16 protein-coding genes are annotated in these 14,482 nt (G+C 64.0%); 5 read left to right on the top strand and 11 right to left on the bottom strand.

The annotated features are described in order from the left end of the window. Nucleotides 1-41: 41 nt before the first annotated feature. On the top strand, nt 42-179 hold the full coding sequence (locus QWU11_RS18775; RefSeq protein ID WP_290113328.1) for a hypothetical protein: 138 nt from the start codon (nt 42-44) through the stop codon (nt 177-179). Nucleotides 180-231: 52 nt separating this feature from the next. Here the strand turns inward: QWU11_RS18775 and QWU11_RS18770 are convergent, their stop codons facing one another. Both QWU11_RS18770 and QWU11_RS18765 read right to left on the bottom strand, forming a co-directional pair. Beyond that, nucleotides 232-1,629, bottom strand: coding sequence for a trehalose-6-phosphate synthase (locus tag QWU11_RS18770; RefSeq protein ID WP_290113326.1), 1,398 nt, complete (start codon nt 1,627-1,629; stop codon nt 232-234). Between the two features lie 117 nt (nt 1,630-1,746). After that, on the bottom strand, nt 1,747-2,361 hold the full coding sequence (locus QWU11_RS18765) for a DUF1349 domain-containing protein (RefSeq protein WP_290113318.1): 615 nt from the start codon (nt 2,359-2,361) through the stop codon (nt 1,747-1,749). A gap of 261 nt (nt 2,362-2,622) precedes the next feature. Here QWU11_RS18765 and QWU11_RS18760 point away from each other — a divergent pair, with 261 nt between their 5' ends. Then, the gene (locus QWU11_RS18760; protein ID WP_290114274.1) at nt 2,623-3,099 is read left to right on the top strand and encodes a GNAT family N-acetyltransferase; all 477 of its coding nucleotides are present in this window, start codon (nt 2,623-2,625) and stop codon (nt 3,097-3,099) included. Here QWU11_RS18760 and QWU11_RS18755 read toward each other — a convergent pair. The 3 genes from QWU11_RS18755 to QWU11_RS18745 all read right to left on the bottom strand — a co-directional run bounded on the left by QWU11_RS18755 (nt 3,057) and on the right by QWU11_RS18745 (nt 4,896). Further along, nucleotides 3,057-3,488: a YbjN domain-containing protein gene (locus QWU11_RS18755; protein ID WP_290113315.1), complete on the bottom strand. Its 432-nt coding sequence runs from the start codon at nt 3,486-3,488 to the stop codon at nt 3,057-3,059. The genes QWU11_RS18760 and QWU11_RS18755 overlap by 43 nt on opposite strands. 376 nt (nt 3,489-3,864) lie before the next feature. After that, complete coding sequence (locus QWU11_RS18750) at nt 3,865-4,032, bottom strand: DUF397 domain-containing protein (RefSeq protein WP_290113313.1); 168 nt, start codon at nt 4,030-4,032, stop codon at nt 3,865-3,867. 15 nt (nt 4,033-4,047) lie between these two features. Beyond that, nucleotides 4,048-4,896 (bottom strand): helix-turn-helix transcriptional regulator, encoded by an 849-nt coding sequence (locus QWU11_RS18745; RefSeq protein WP_290113311.1) that lies wholly within the window; start codon nt 4,894-4,896, stop codon nt 4,048-4,050. A gap of 297 nt (nt 4,897-5,193) precedes the next feature. Between QWU11_RS18745 and QWU11_RS18740 the strand changes: the two genes are divergently transcribed. Next, nucleotides 5,194-5,670, top strand: a complete 477-nt coding sequence (locus tag QWU11_RS18740; RefSeq protein WP_290113309.1) for an ATP-binding protein — start codon at nt 5,194-5,196, stop codon at nt 5,668-5,670. Between the two features lie 4 nt (nt 5,671-5,674). Here QWU11_RS18740 and QWU11_RS18735 read toward each other — a convergent pair whose 3' ends face one another. Next, entirely contained in the window at nt 5,675-6,079 is a 405-nt protein-coding gene (locus QWU11_RS18735; RefSeq protein ID WP_290113302.1) for a MarR family transcriptional regulator, read from the bottom strand. Nucleotides 6,080-6,119: 40 nt separating this feature from the next. Here QWU11_RS18735 and QWU11_RS18730 point away from each other — a divergent pair, with 40 nt between their 5' ends. Beyond that, nucleotides 6,120-6,899, top strand: a complete 780-nt coding sequence (locus tag QWU11_RS18730) for an SAM-dependent methyltransferase (RefSeq protein WP_290113289.1) — start codon at nt 6,120-6,122, stop codon at nt 6,897-6,899. On the opposite strand, the gene QWU11_RS47335 is transcribed toward QWU11_RS18730, so the two are convergent. The 3 genes from QWU11_RS47335 to QWU11_RS18710 all read right to left on the bottom strand — a co-directional run bounded on the left by QWU11_RS47335 (nt 6,861) and on the right by QWU11_RS18710 (nt 9,241). Continuing rightward, entirely contained in the window at nt 6,861-7,241 is a 381-nt protein-coding gene (locus QWU11_RS47335; RefSeq protein ID WP_354670856.1) for a helix-turn-helix domain-containing protein, read from the bottom strand. The two genes, QWU11_RS18730 and QWU11_RS47335, sit on opposite strands and share 39 nt — an antisense overlap. Before the next feature lie 12 nt (nt 7,242-7,253). After that, complete coding sequence (locus QWU11_RS18715; protein ID WP_290113287.1) at nt 7,254-7,691, bottom strand: ATP-binding protein; 438 nt, start codon at nt 7,689-7,691, stop codon at nt 7,254-7,256. Nucleotides 7,692-8,053: 362 nt separating this feature from the next. Beyond that, nucleotides 8,054-9,241, bottom strand: a complete 1,188-nt coding sequence (locus QWU11_RS18710) for a helix-turn-helix transcriptional regulator (protein WP_290113285.1) — start codon at nt 9,239-9,241, stop codon at nt 8,054-8,056. A 349-nt stretch (nt 9,242-9,590) separates the two neighbouring features. Here QWU11_RS18710 and QWU11_RS18705 point away from each other — a divergent pair, with 349 nt between their 5' ends. Then, nucleotides 9,591-10,058, top strand: a complete 468-nt coding sequence (locus QWU11_RS18705; protein WP_290113274.1) for a hypothetical protein — start codon at nt 9,591-9,593, stop codon at nt 10,056-10,058. Between the two features lie 132 nt (nt 10,059-10,190). On the opposite strand, the gene QWU11_RS18700 is transcribed toward QWU11_RS18705, so the two are convergent. Both QWU11_RS18700 and QWU11_RS18695 read right to left on the bottom strand, forming a co-directional pair. Beyond that, nucleotides 10,191-11,939, bottom strand: coding sequence for a DEAD/DEAH box helicase family protein (locus QWU11_RS18700; RefSeq protein WP_290113273.1), 1,749 nt, complete (start codon nt 11,937-11,939; stop codon nt 10,191-10,193). Then, nucleotides 11,936-14,458 carry an ATP-binding protein gene (locus QWU11_RS18695; protein ID WP_290113267.1) on the bottom strand — a complete coding sequence of 841 codons (2,523 nt, stop codon included), beginning with the start codon at nt 14,456-14,458 and terminating at the stop codon, nt 11,936-11,938. Before QWU11_RS18695 ends, QWU11_RS18700 begins: the two co-directional genes overlap by 4 nt. Between the last annotated feature and the right edge of the window lie 24 nt (nt 14,459-14,482).

Genomic DNA, 14,482 nt, shown 5'->3' with positions numbered 1-14,482 from the left:
TCACTAGGCTCACGCCATCACCTCACGAAAGGCAGACGCACATGACCGACAAGCCGCAGACCGAGGAAGAGCAGACCCCGGCGACGGACGACAAGGAGCAGATCTTCCACCCGAACGGCATGAACCCGCACGCCGTCCCGGGAAAGGCGCCCGCCGCCGAGACCGACGAGGACGCCTAGGAAGAACACCGAGCCGAGCGTGGTCCGTGGGGCGGCCGCGCCGGCCTCGGGGTCAGCGCCCCGCTTCGAGGGCGTCCAGGAACTCCTTGGCCCACAGGTCGACGTCGTGCTCGATGACGCGCTTGCGCATCGACCGCATGCGCCGGGCGCGTTCGACCGGGCCGGCGTGCATGGCCTCGTACATCCGCTGCTTCGTGCCGCCGATGTCGTACGGGTTGACGAGGTACGCGCGGTGCAGCTCATCCGCCGCCCCCGCGAACTCGCTCAGCACCAGGCTGCCCTTGAGGTCGGCCCGGCACGCGACGTACTCCTTCGCGACGAGGTTCATGCCGTCGCGCAGCGGCGTCACCACCATGACGTCCGCCGCGAGGTACAGCGCGGCGAGTTCCTTCCGCGTGTACGACGTGTGCATGTAGTTGATGATCGGTGAGCCCAGCTCGGCGTACATGCCGTTGGCGCGGCCGACCTGGAGCTCGATCTCGTCGCGCAGGATGCGGTACTCCTCGACGCGTTCGCGGCTCGGCGTCGCGACCTGCACGAACACCGCGTCACCGACCTTGATCCGGCGGTCCTCGAACAGCTCGGTGAAGGCCTGCAGCCGCTGCTGGATGCCCTTGGTGTAGTCGAGGCGGTCGACACCGAGCAGCACCGACGCGGGGTTGCCGAGATCCTCGCGGATCTGCACCGCCCGCTGCTGGACGTCCTCGTCCTCGGCCAGCGCGATCAGCTCGTGCGCGTCGACCGAGATGGGGAAGTGGTCGGCCCGTACGGTGCGGTCGTCGAGCATGACGTCGTGCCGCTGGGTCTTCAGATCGCAGATGCGCCGGCACAGCCGGACGAAGTTGGAGGCCGCGTCGCGGCTCTGGAAGCCCACGAGGTCGGCGCCGAGCAGCCCCTCGAGGATCTCCTTCCGCCAGGGCAGCTGCTGGAACAGCTCCATCGGCGGGAACGGGATGTGCAGGAAGAACCCGATGCGCAGGTCGGGGCGCAGCTCGCGCAGCATCTTCGGGACGAGCTGCAGCTGGTAGTCCTGTACCCAGACGACCGCGCCCTCCTCCGCGACCTCGGCGGCGGCGCGGGCGAAGCGGCGGTTGACGCGCTCGTAGGCCTCCCACAGCTTCCTGCGGTACACCGGCTGCGCGATCACGTCGTGGTAGAGGGGCCACAGCGTGGCGTTGGAGAACCCCTCGTAGTAAAGCTCGACATCGGCCGCCGACAGGCGTACCGGCTGAAGCGTCATCCCCTCCGCCTCGAACGGTTCGAGGTCCTCGTCCGGGGAGCCCTGCCATCCGACCCAGGCGCCCTCTCTCCGCTGCATTACCGGCACGATCGCGGTCACGAGCCCGCCCGGGCTGCGCCGCCAGGTCCCCTCGCCGTCCTCATCGGTGACCCGATCGACCGGGAGGCGGTTGGCGACGACGACGAACTCACTCTTCTTCGGCTGACTCACCCCTCTTTTCTCCCCCCAGAACGACCTCTTGACCCTAAATGGGCGTTTTATGTGGCGATGGTCATGCTGACGCCCTCCTGTCGCCTCTGGCGGCAGGAGGTGGCGACCCCGGCTCCGTCAGGAGCCGTCGCGCAACTGGTCCAGGCTCTTGGCCTCGAACGCGACGCGGTCGAAGGTGGCCGAACAGCCCGCACCCGTGGGTGACTGCGCGAAGAAGCCGTACGACGGCTCGTCCGTGGCGTAGAGGGCGAAGTGGCGGATCAGCCGCCAGTACACCCCGTCCAGGGACGCGTGGAAGGCGTAAGCCGCGCCGACCCGGGCGATCCGGAGCCAGACGTGGTCGCCGGGCACCACGAAGCCGCTGGCCCGGTCGGAGGCGCCGCGCGTGACGACCGAGACGATCTCGGCCTCGCCCTGTGCGGACATCTCCAGCGCGAACTTGGCCCACGCCCGGTCGTTCAGCCAGACCAGCAGACCGCCGGCGTCACTTGACTGGAGGAGGCCCGCGCGTACGCGGGCGCTCAGCTGGAAGTCGCCCTGCGCACAGGCGACCAGGTGCGGCGCGTCGAGCGCCTCCGCAGTGCGCTGCGGGTTGATGAACAGGTCGGTGTTCGGACCGGCTTCGATCGTGAGACCGTCATCCTTGAGGAGGTATGAGTTCGCGGGGCCTCCATCCCACCGCAGTGACACGGGAATGCGGGGGACCGCGACCTGCTCCGCTACGTGCGTCACGCCGTCTCCTTCACGTCCGGGAACAGCGTTCCAGGAACGCTCCAAAAATATGCCGAAGCGGGCACTTCGTACATAGTGAGCTTGTGATTCGCTCCCCCTATTTGCCCGGAACGGTCGGCTGTCCGCCTTAGGGGTGTCCGCCCCACGCTGGGCCGACGGCTAGTCTGCGCAGGTACACAGGCCGGCCGGCCCGTCACGCGAGCCGGTCCCGAAGGGAGTGACCGCGTGGATCGTCGTATTCGTCCGGTACGGGAAGGCGATATTTCGGCGGTGGTCGAACTCGTCCATGACCTCGCCGAATACGAGCGACTCGTGCACGAGTGCGCGATGACCGACGACCAGCTACGGGCCGCGCTGTTCGGGCCGGCGCCCGCGTTGTTCGGGCATGTGGCCGAGGTGGACGGTGAGGTCGTCGGCTTCACGCTGTGGTTCCTTAGCTTCTCGACGTTTCGCGGCACCCACGGGATCTACCTGGAGGACCTGTTCGTACGGCCGGACCACCGCGCCTCCGGGCTGGGCCGGGCGCTGCTGACCGAGCTCGCGGAGGAATGCGTGCGCCGCGGCTACGCGCGGCTGGAGTGGTCGGTGCTCGACTGGAACGACCCGGCGATCGGCTTCTACGAGTCGCTCGGCGCCGCGCCTCTCAGCGAGTGGACGATGTTCCGCCTCACCGACGGGGCGCTCGCCGCTCTCGGTCAGGGTGGCTCACCGGGCAGTCCGGCGAGCGGGAGCCGCTGACCGAGCCAGAGGTGGAAGGACCGGGCCGCGCCCAGCCACGCCGTGGTGGTGGCGGCGAACTGGTCGCTGGTCACCCCGCCGCCGACGTGCAGCGTCGCCTCGCTGACGATGATGACGGTCCCGTCGTCGTCGGTCGCGGTGTAGACCTTCAGGCCGGTGGTGTCGCGGTTCCACTCGTCGAGGACGCTGCGCAGAGCGGGCTTGTCGTCCACGGTGAAGAACCGGTCGTAGATCGTCCGGGCGGCGTAGACGTCGCCGTCCCCGTCGAGGGTGAAGAAGAGACTGTAGGACTGCCAGCGTGTCGCCAGGCGACCGCGCGAGTCGCGCAGGCACGAGATCTGCAACTGCTCTAAGACCTGCTCTAGACGGTCGAGATCGGGCCTGATCACCCCGGGCTGTGGTGTTTCGGGCGGCGGACTTGGAGGCTCGGCTCCCAACGTGGTCACACTCCCTCTTCGGCAGACGGCAATGAGATTGTGCCGTACGCAAAGCCGGTCCACCGCCGCACCGCACTATCTGTGGATAATCACGCCGGTGAACTGCCATGACCCGAGCCGACCATTCCTTACAACCTCAATAACGGACAAAATTCGCTTTCTGTCATATTGAGGCATACCGATGGGTATCGAGGCCCTCTTCGGGGATCCGTGGCACAGGAGGTACGCCCCGGCTGGTGCCGAGCGCCGCGGCCGAGGGATCGACCGGCCCGCCCTCCCGCGCGGGGCGTACCCCTAGATGGTCGTCATGCCGCTACGGCATGCCACTTCAGGCGCTCAAGGCCGCCTGCTCGACGCGGGCCACTTCGACGCAGTTGCCGCCGTTGCCGCTGCGGCTGCTCTTCTGCCAGGCGATCATGGTCTCGACGCAGTTGCCGCCGTTGCCACTGTGGCTGCTCTTCCGCCACGTCGAGGCGGAGAGTCCCGACTTTGTCATGCAGCAACACCTTTCTTATCGTGAGAGTTCCTTGACTTGTTTGCGAATCAACGCCGTAGAGTCACTGGTGTTGAGCGCAGCCGAGCGGAGGTGATCGAAAATCAGGCTGCCCTGTTCTGTCTCAGCGGGCTTCTCCAGATAGACACACCCCACCAGGTGCTCGATATATAGCAGGTCCGGATAGCCGTCGAAGGTCAGTAGAACAAAAGGGCCATCAATCGCGGCGTGAATTCCGGCGCGGTATGGGAGTACTTGGAGCGACACATTCCCCAGCTCACCGAGTTCGAGCAACCGCTTCAACTGCGCCACCATCACCTCGGACCGGTCGACCACGCGGTGGAGCACGGCCTCGTCGATGACGGCCCAGACGTTGAGAGGGTCCTCCGTCTGAGTGACGCGCTGCTGCCGCGCGAGGCGTACCTCCACGCCGCGGTCGACCTCGTCGGAGCGGCGCGGCTGGGCGCCTAACAGGATCGCGCGGGCGTACTCCTCGCACTGCAGGATGCCGGGGATCAGCTGGGCCTCGTAGCCGCGGGAGGTCCGCGCCTCGGCCTCGAAGGCCAGGAAGTCGATGAACCCCTTCTTCAGGTAGTCGCTGTACTCGCGCCACCAGTCACGATGCCGGGCACTGCGAGCGAGCTTGACCAACTGGTCGCGCTTGGCACCGTCGATGCCGTACGTCTCGCAGAGCTCCATCACCTCGCCCGACGTGATCCGCATCTTCGCGGTCTCCATCCGGCTGATCTTTGATTGCTCCCAACTCATCTTCGCGGCCACCTGCTCGCCGGTCATGCCGGCGTCTTCTCGCAGGTGACGAAGCTCTCGCGCGAGCTGCCGCCCGCGAACCGTGGGGGTGTACGGCATTGCTTCCTCACATAATGCGCTGAATCACTTGCACTGGATCATCATTCTGGGTCAGAGTGTAATCGCGCGACTACAGAACGCTTCGGAATCGCGTTTTTCTCTGAAGGCTGGGCGGGCCGGCGTGACCGTCCGGTGATCGACGTCCGTCGACCACGCCGACGTACGCCGGTGCCGCCCGCGCACCGCGGCGCGGAGGCATGTCCTCCGGGCCGCTTCGCGGAACTGCGACCCTGGGCTCCGCTTGGGGAGAGCCGAGTCCAGGGTCGCGGTTCCTGACCAGACCGAGAAAGGGTCGCCATGGACGAGTATCCGGACGATCGCGTACTCATATGGCGACGATCTTTTCCCGGCCTGCCCGAGCATGTCCGGAAAGCCCGTGAATTCACCGGCTTCCTCCTGGCCGACCTGCCGAGGGTCGACGACATCGTCCTGGTGGTCAGCGAGTTCGCCGCCAACGCCCTGCGGCACACCGCCTCGGCCCGTCCGGGCGGCCACTACCTGCTCGAAGTCCAGCGCTGGCGCCACGGCGCCTCGGTCGCCCTGACCGACGAGGGCAGCCACAAGGTGCCGCGGGTGCCCGAGCCGGACGACATGTCCGAATGCGGCCGTGGTCTCCAGACGGTACGCGCGCTCGCCACCGAGTGGCACTGGACCGGCGACGCCCACGGCCGCACGTTCACCGCCGCCTTCCTCGCCCGCACCCAAGCCGTGATGGTGTCTTCCATCGACATGTCGGACGTCTTCGACCTGGCCGCGGTGCTCGACCGCGCTTGATTTTCTAGAGCAGCAGGTCGGCCAGCTCGTCCAAGAGTTCCGTCACGCGGTCCGCCCGTTCTGGTATCGCCTGGGTGATGACGTCGTCCGCGTCCCGGCCCGCCCGTTCGAGCACCGCCTGTCGTGCCACGCCGCTGAGCCTTATTCGCGTGCGCCGCCGGTCTGCCGGGTCCTGTTCGGTCTCGACCAGCCCCCGTTCCTTCAGGCGGGCCACCGACTCTGAGACGTGGCTCTGCGCGAAGCCCGTACGGGCCGTGATGTCGGTGACCGGGCTGCCGGGGTGCTTGAGCGCGTCCTCGATCACCGCGATCTCGGCGGGGGTGAGCGACGCGTCGCCTGCCTGGGTGGTGACCTCGCGCGAGAGGTCGATGAGCCGTTTTCCGAGGCGGTGGAGCCTTACGCCGTCCATGGTTTGTAGATTACATCGGTACCGATGTATCTTGGGGTTCATGACTTTGTCCGGGGTCGGCGCCACGTCGCTGGGGGTGGCGCGGGCGCGTGCGCGGGAGAGCCTGCGACCTGACCGGCTGTTCGACGACCCGTACGCGGCGGCGTTCGCCGTCGCGGGGGAACATCGTGCGGTGACGCCGGCGCGGGCGCGGCTGGCCTTCCACGTCATCATCCGCACTCGCTTCTACGACGACTACCTGCTGGCCTCGGGCTGCCGCCAGGTGGTACTGCTGGCCGCGGGCCTGGACACGCGGACGTACCGCCTGCCATGGGCCCCCGGTGTTCAGGTGTACGAGCTGGACCTGCCATCGGTCCTGTCGTACAAGGCCGGCGTTCTGGCCGGCGTCGACGCGGTCCCGCGGTGCTCGCTGACCACCCTGCCGGTGGACCTGCGTACGGATTGGCCCTCCGCTTTGGTGGGGGCCGGCTTCTCCCCTGCTGTGCCCACGGCATGGCTGATCGAGGGGCTTTTGGTTTATTTGACGGCCGTCGAGGCGTCGCTGCTGCTCACGCGGGTGGGCTCGCTGTCGGCCCCCGGCAGCAGGGTGTCCTTCGAACGCAACAACGCCGCGTCCGCGATCGCCGCCGGTGACCGGGCGGGTATCGAGTCCTACGCCGAGCTGTGGAAGGGCGGCCTCGGCGAGGACCCGGTGGCGTGGCTGTCGTCCCACGGCTGGAGTCCGGAGACCCATGCGCTCGTGGACGTGGCCGCCTCGTACGGTCGCACCGTCCTGGACGAGTCATTCAGCGGTTTCCTCACCGCCACGTACGACGGATAGCGCCTTGGTGGTTCCGCCGCGGCTTCGCAGGGTGGCGTACTTGCGGAGGATGCGGCGCATGGTGCCGTAACCGCAGTCGAACTTCTGGGCGACCTGCCGGATGGTCCACCCTTGCTCGTACAGGCGTGCGGCGTCATCGGCCCAGCGCCGTTCGTCCTCGTCCGGTCTCGCCTGGGCAAGTTCTTGAAGGATGGCGTCCCGCTTGTAGCGACGGTGGCCACCCGGCGTAAGCGTCGGCGCCAGCCGGCCTTCGCGGGCCCACCGGGCGATCGTCGTGGTGCGGACGCCGAAGAGCTCCGCCACCTCGCGGGGTGTGAGCAACTGATCATTCTCATTGGGCATGGGGGACCTTCTTCAAAGTGCGTTCTGGACGGCGGGTTTGTACGGCTTGGTGTCGGCGCACAGCGCCCAGACGGTCTTGCCGCCGTCGTCTTCCAGCCGCCAGCCCCAGTCCTTCGAGCACGCCTCGACCAGCAACAGCCCACGCCCGTCCACCCGGCTGAGGGACTGCTGTTGGGGGTCGGGGATCGCCTCGCTGCCGTCGGAGACCTCGATGAGGACGGTGTCGCCTTGGCACGACAGCGTGAGGTGGAAGACATCGCCGATCTTCATGGCGTTGGTGACGAGCTCGGCGACGATGAGCAGAGCGTCGTCAGCGATGCCGTCCATGTCCCACGTGTCGAGCGCGAGACGCGTCACGATGCGCGCCTGCTCGGCGGCGATCGGATGCGGAGGAAGAGGAAACCGATAGGTATAGCCCGTGACGCCTCGTACGCCCGTCATGCCGTGCACGCCCGCTCGCCATGCGACCGGTGTCGGTCGATCACTCGCCGGCTCGCGGCACCGTGGCCGAACCGCTCATATTCGCCCGGGCCCTCACACGTGGGCTTGAGCCTTTGGGCCGGGGAACAGCGCCCGCGGTCCGCGATAGCCCGGAAGGCACAGAACGCCGGAATTGGTGTTAATCCGCGCAGTCGCCGCGATACCGCCTCCCTGACGGCATCCAGCGTTTCGCTCTCTGGTCGCACGTGATGCTCCTGTTGTCGGTCGCATGCGGCTACCGACAGTGAAGACTCCGTGACACGTGCACACCAGAGACGCCGCGTACCACCCGCGACGCCTTATCGGGGCGCAGTGGTACGCCTCGTACTACTTCACACGGCCAAGCTCTTGGCCAGAGACCGAATCGCCGGAGAAGGGCGAGTTTCCTCCTCGCGGATGTCCCGCACCAGCGATCGCGCGACCCCCTGATGCCGGAACCACACCGGCGACAGATCCCGCGCCTCTTGCAGACACTCGACCGCCGCACGGCGGTGCCGGGCGTCGGCGTGCGCCTGGGCGACGTCGAGGAGATGCCGACCGCGGGAGATGCCCCGAAGATCACCGGGCCGAATCCGACGCGCGGCCTCGATCGCGCGTGCAGGCTCCCGCCGGACGGTGTAGGCGTGGGTGGCTTGCATCGCCACCGTCGCGGGCCCGAAGGACGTTTGACAGACGCCGACCGGGTGGCCGAGCCGCTCGGCGGCGGCGCCCGCCATGGAGATGTACTCGGCGACGTCTCGCCGCGCCGCGGCCGCCGGCGCCAAGGCGGTCACGAGAAGATTGCCCCATGCGGCGATGCGCTGCGGCTCGGCGGCCGAGAAAGACGGCTCGATGCGGCCGGCCATGCGCACGGCCAGGGCTTCAGCCTCGGTGACTCGGGCCTGATGGAGCAGAATCCATGAGTATGTGGCGTGCAACGTCGCCCAAAGCAGCTCGTCATCGCCACCACGCGCGGTGACGATCGCCCGCTCAGAGGCGAGCGCGGCGAGGTCGTCGCGGCCGAGGTGCACCATGAGCGAAGCACCAAGATCGTAGGCGAGCGCGAGCGGCCGCACGGCGGCCTGACCGATCGCCGTATGCGCATGTCGGGCCTCGCCAATCAGACCAGGCAGGCGCGCGAGGAGCCCACCGAAGTCACCCTTCCAATAGGCGTCGGTCGCCACGTAGACGGCCCGCTGCAACTCTGCCACCGCAGTCGGCTCGCGGTCGTCTTGACTGTCGATACCAGGCAAGAGCGACGGGGAGATGAGGACGTCCCGGAGCGCGAGCACCCGACCGCCGTCACGGTCGGCACCGATACGTTCCCGCTTCCCGATGAGCTCGGACAGATCAACGTCGAGCGCATCGGACAGCTTCATTAGGGTTGTCGTACGCGCTGACTGGCGGCGCCCCTGCTCGAGCTTCGCAACGATCTCCCTACTGACGCCGGCCGCTTCCGCGAGCTCCTCCTGCGTTAAGCTCCGCTCGCGCCGGATGGCCCGAAGCCGGCTCCCGATGGTGCCACTCTCGGACAAGGCCACTCGCCTCCCTGATGACGTCGCAGTACCAGAGTATGTCGGGTGGGTTTGTTGTGTCAGAAAGACCGGCGTCTGCAGACGCTTGCGTCCGACCGCAGCGGTCCCGCCGACTCACAGCGTCACAGCACGCTGTCTCTCCCAGACACTCATAGGCTTACCGAAGAGCAGCAATCTCCGTGGTTCGGGTCCTCTGTCATGCCTAACCCGCCTCCGGAAGTTCCTGGAGAAACTTTCGGGGCACCCAAAATGCTAATCATGTTTTAAATGTATGCGTTCTGTCATGAATGGGTATGTCAAATGATTCGGACGGGATATGCCGCCGACGTACAATGGTCCAGTCCTATTCACCTCGGTGACCGATCCTCTTCAAAAGGACTTGTTGCTCGGCGCTGGGGAGAGACCGATCCCTCTTGACGGTGTTGCCTACGATCGTTGGGACGAAGCTCACATCGATCTCCAGGCCATCGAGTGTGTAGAGATCGTGTCCGCCCTCTCTGGAGCTACGGATGTCGAGGCCAAGCTCGCGGAGCTCGCGGATGCGACGTTCCGTATGGATAGAGTCTCCAGTCACGACTCGGAGCAGGGCAGCCGGAACTGCCTCGCCTCGGCGCTGAAGGAGGAGCGTAAAAAGCTCCTCATGGACACGACTACTGTAAGGGACCTTCAAGTAACGGTCGGGAATCCGACCAGCGTAGCGGTCATGGATCCTATCCTGAAGTTGTTCGCGAAGGCCGTGAAAAGTAGAATTGCGTTCTTCGATATTAACGCGAATAAACGCCTGCATAGATTCCGCGAGGAGTCTCTTGGCGTACAGGTATGAATCGAGCAGGTCCTGGGTGGAAGCGCCGGCTCGAAGCTGGGAGAGCAACTGAGCGACAGCCAGTTCAGTGTCTGGCTTTAGCCGGGTCCAGTCATCGAGGGGGTTCACGGTTGACCTCTTCCTCTCTTGAGATCAGCTGAGGGGCACTTCAGGAGGATAACGGAGAATGTGGGCATCTTCTCCCGCATCTTGGACTGCTGCAACGTCGCCCAACCATTCCCGCAGGAAGTCGGCGGCAGGCTGGTCCGGAATATCGGCGCGCATGAAGGTGACTTTGCTACCGAGGTGGACCCGCGGGTTAAGCGAATCGCTACGGCCGAGCTGGTCCTGAAGGTCGAGGCCAACCGCGAAACGGCGGATGTCGGAGACGAAGTCAAGCACGACCACACGATCTTTACCCGGAGCAAGGCGTAGACCACGACCCAGCTGCTGGACGAAAATGCGTCGACTGTGGGTCACGCGCTGAAACACAACAATGTTGACATCAGGAACGTCGACACCCTCATTCAGAATATCTACAGCACACAAGATACCGGTCCGTCCGTCCGCGAAGTCCCACAGGATGCGGCTACGGGTAGGGATGTCTACGACTTTGCCGTCACCCGTCTTCGAGGCAATGACTTCGGCGCGAGTGAAGCCGAGCGCGTTGATCCGTGCGGCCATTCGTTCGGCGTGATCAATTGTGCCACAGAATACAATTCCACGCGGTTTAGACTGTTCATGCCACGCTTCCGATAGGCGCACAACGACAGCGTCGTCCCATTCCTCTATAAAGAGCGTTCGATTAATTCCCTTTGGGGAGAGAGCGGGCGATTCTCGAGACAAGCCTCGGGTCAGTGCTTCCCAATTAATATTATCCGTATACATTCTGTAATCGACGTTAGAGAGGTACCCCTCACGCAAACCGCGGACGAGGTCGATGTCCACCACAGGAGAGTCAAACCATTGGTTCAACGCCTTGCCGTCTGGGCGCCATGGAGTCGCCGTCATCCCCACAAGGAATGCGCCGCCGTCTCCGGCCGACAGTTCGGCAAGTACCGTGCCATAAGCCGAGGTTCCGAGGTGGTGGCATTCGTCGACAATAACGAGGTTAAAGTCGGGAAGTGCGCGACCAGAGTTGACAGCGACCGCCACACTGTCAACACACGCGAAGACTATGTCCAGTTCAGCCAAGACGTCAGGGCTCGGTCGCTCGTAGCCATTCCAGACGCCAGTCGCGGCAGTCGCAGGAAGCATCGGCCAAAATGACCGTTCAAGCTGATAGACGAGCTCGTTACGGTGGGCGAGGACCAGGGCCTTTGAGTTCCTACGAAGCTTGGCGTACCGCCTATAAAAATCGGCCGCGACGACGGTCTTCCCTAGACCCGTAGCTAGGACAATAAGCGCGCTTCGGCCGCCGACGATGTGTTCTCCCATAATCCTGTCGACGGCCTGTTCTTGATATGACCGAAGCTCATATCTGTTGGAGAGCCGCTCCCAAGGTGGCGCGAGAGGGACCATCTCGGCCTGCTTAATCAGGGTGCGCCGACTCCAAAGCTGCAAGGGGATCCCGCTAGCAGCAAGTTGGCTGCGCTGTACGTGTACCGATGATTCGAAGCCATTGAGTCCGACCAAAACGGGGATGTCGGCGTCGTATCGCCGACACGCAGCCAGGGTCTCAGCAACCGCGCTTGGGCCAACAGGCGAGCGCCATCGCTTTACCTGGAAAAGCCAACGTCGGCCATGCAATGTTGCGATGACGTCAGCGCCGCCATCTCCGGAGGCCCCGACCCGCTGAACGGCAGCGTACCCTCGCGCCAGCAGGAGACGCTCGATGATTCGTTCGAATCCTTGCCATCCGGTGCCGGCCACCAGCAGATCGTTTACGAGGCGCTGAGTCATGACAATTTGTTAGTCAGGAACTCCACCGCGGCTCGTGCGCGGATGACCAAGAGCTGCTCCGGCTGCTCATACCGCAAGTAGGATGCACAATCCTGGAGACAGCGAAGATACTTAAGCTGGAGATCATCTTGAAGTCTGCTTGAGACAACCGTTCCCAGTTCCGTCTCACTTGGCCATGGGTCGCTCCAGACCCGACCGCCGAACCAAGAGACGGGGTACTTGCCGAAGAAGTCGGCGATGGCGTCACGGGAACAATACTTCAGGTAGCCGCCGCTCTTCAGCCTGCCGAGCTCGGCTAGGTCGACGCCGGCGCTAATCATCCCCTTGGCCATTGAAGTCTGATCTGCCTCAGGCAACTCGTCGTAAAAATCGCTGGCATTGGGAGCGTCAAGGATCCGCTCGATGATGTCATTGAACAGCTGCCTGATGTCGTCCCGCACGGTATCCGGGTTGTCAGTTACAGCGTCACCCCAGCCTTGCATGAGCAACTCGGCCGTGAGGACAGCGACCGTGTGCCCAGGCTTGCCATGCATCTCGAAGTGCGTTTGGTAAAGGTATTGCGCGGCCTCTGATGCGATCAAATATTCTGGACGCAGACCACTATTTGCGAAGACCGGATGCGTCAAATTAATAAACACGGTAAGTATGCCGGGCTTGATCTCCGTGACTAGCGGAACAGGAGGACGGCCGTGTGCTGCAATAATCGGTTGATAGACGCCTCGCACTATGACATCGAGTGGATTTGTCTGCTTGCCGTTGCTTAGCGTGAGAACGAGCGAGGATGTTGCGAGATCGGGCAGGGGCTCGGATATCTCACGAAGAACATCAGGAGCAGCTGGGTGAGGCGCACCTTCTGGGCTGCCACACGTGCCGCAGCGATCCTCGCCAGGCTTGTTGTCAGCTTGGCAGACGGCACACCGCCAGGGAAAGCGAACATCAGGATTTTGGTCTGTCCCGCAGTGCGGACAGGTACCTTCTGATCTCAAGAGCTTCCGGCGGCAATCAGCGTTAAGACAGGATCTTCCGACGAAAATCTCGCCGCAGGCCGCACAGGCTTCAGCGTTCTTGATGTTCTGGAACGTACACGCTGGGCACTCGGGAAGCTCCTCGATGGGCGGCTCATTCGCCGACTCCACAAGCTCCCACCACCGAGCGTCATCGTAGTAGCCTGCTCGCCGGTTTCGGAAGCGTTCATAATACTCCTTCTCAATCTCCCGCGAGATCCGCTCAGCCTTCCGTTTTGCAGTGTTGTACTGGCCCATATACATGTCGGCGCGGCCGAAGTTGCGAACCTTCCGGTACCCCTGAAACAACGTTGAGACAGGCGACTTATTTGGCTTTCCTTCTGGCCATTTACTGGGTAGCAGTGAGTCACCGCGGAGAAGCGCGATTGCGCTCCTCCATTCCTCAGTGGCGGTCTGGAAATTCTGCTTCTGGAAGTCGACCGGCACGTGGTCAAGATGGATCTCACCGATGATACGGCCATATTGCTGGTCGATCGGATATTCTCGTTCGCTCTTACCTGTTACCGGATCTTCGTGAATGAAGAACGCTTCCTTCTCATCGGTACGGATAGCCCGGCCGTTGCGGATTAGGTCGATGCCAAAGTCATCCTTGTCATCGAAACGCTGAATACCTACCCAGCCGTGTACACGCTGCGGGATTTCCCGGCTCTCCCTGCGGCCGCAGCGCGGACATACCTCCGCACCGCGAAAGTCCGCGCCGTCGTACAGACATCGCTGGGATCGGCCGAGTTCCTCGTTAATAGTAATTTGCGCTGGAACTCGACCGTGTCCCGGTCTTTCTACAAAACGTTGCTGGGACCACATGCAGTGTTCGAACGCTTTACATTGCTCACCGTTCAAGGTGATGCGAATATCCAGCTCGGAGTCACCCCGCAGAATGGTGGCGTACCGACGTCCGATCCGCTCACGTAGCGTCGCCTTCGGAATGCGTGCCACCTCTCGTATGAAGCCATGATTAGCGTCGCCCGTTGGCCACCAGTCGCGGATCTCTACGATGGTGCCATGCTCAAGGCCTTGCGGCTTCTCGATCGGCTCGGCTGTGACCTCAAAGGTCCCGCTTCGGACCAGCTCTGGCAGATCGAGCGTAACGCGGATGGCATGGTCGTCTTGGGCTCGTGCAGAGATAACCTGGGTGACTTTTCCGAGCTTACCTGTGGCTATATTGAAGCCCATACCGAACAGACCGAGGTTGTCGTAGTGGTTCTTGGAGGTATATCCAGCGCGCATCGCGTTCGCTATGTGCTGTTCGCTTAGGCCATGGCCCGTGTCGCGAACCCGGACGACTCCTTCGCTACGCTCTACCTTGCTTAGGCCAGGAACCTCGATTACTACATGGCGGACGGGTGACGGCGTTCCTGCGATCTCGGCCGCATGGAACGAGTCGATCGCGTTGTCGATCAGCTCGCTCAGTGCGTCCAGTGGGGTGATCGGCGTCCGGGTTAGCGCAATCAGCACCTCCGGCGTGGGCGTGATGTCAAGTAGCTTGTGCGCCATTGGGAGAGTCCTTGCTTTGGAAAT

The sequence above is a fragment of the Actinomadura sp. DC4 genome (assembly GCF_030406325.1).
Lineage (GTDB): Bacteria > Actinomycetota > Actinomycetes > Streptosporangiales > Streptosporangiaceae > Actinoallomurus.
The sequence above is the reverse complement of the archived record's forward strand: the minus strand, read 5'-3'. Positions and strand labels throughout refer to the sequence as shown.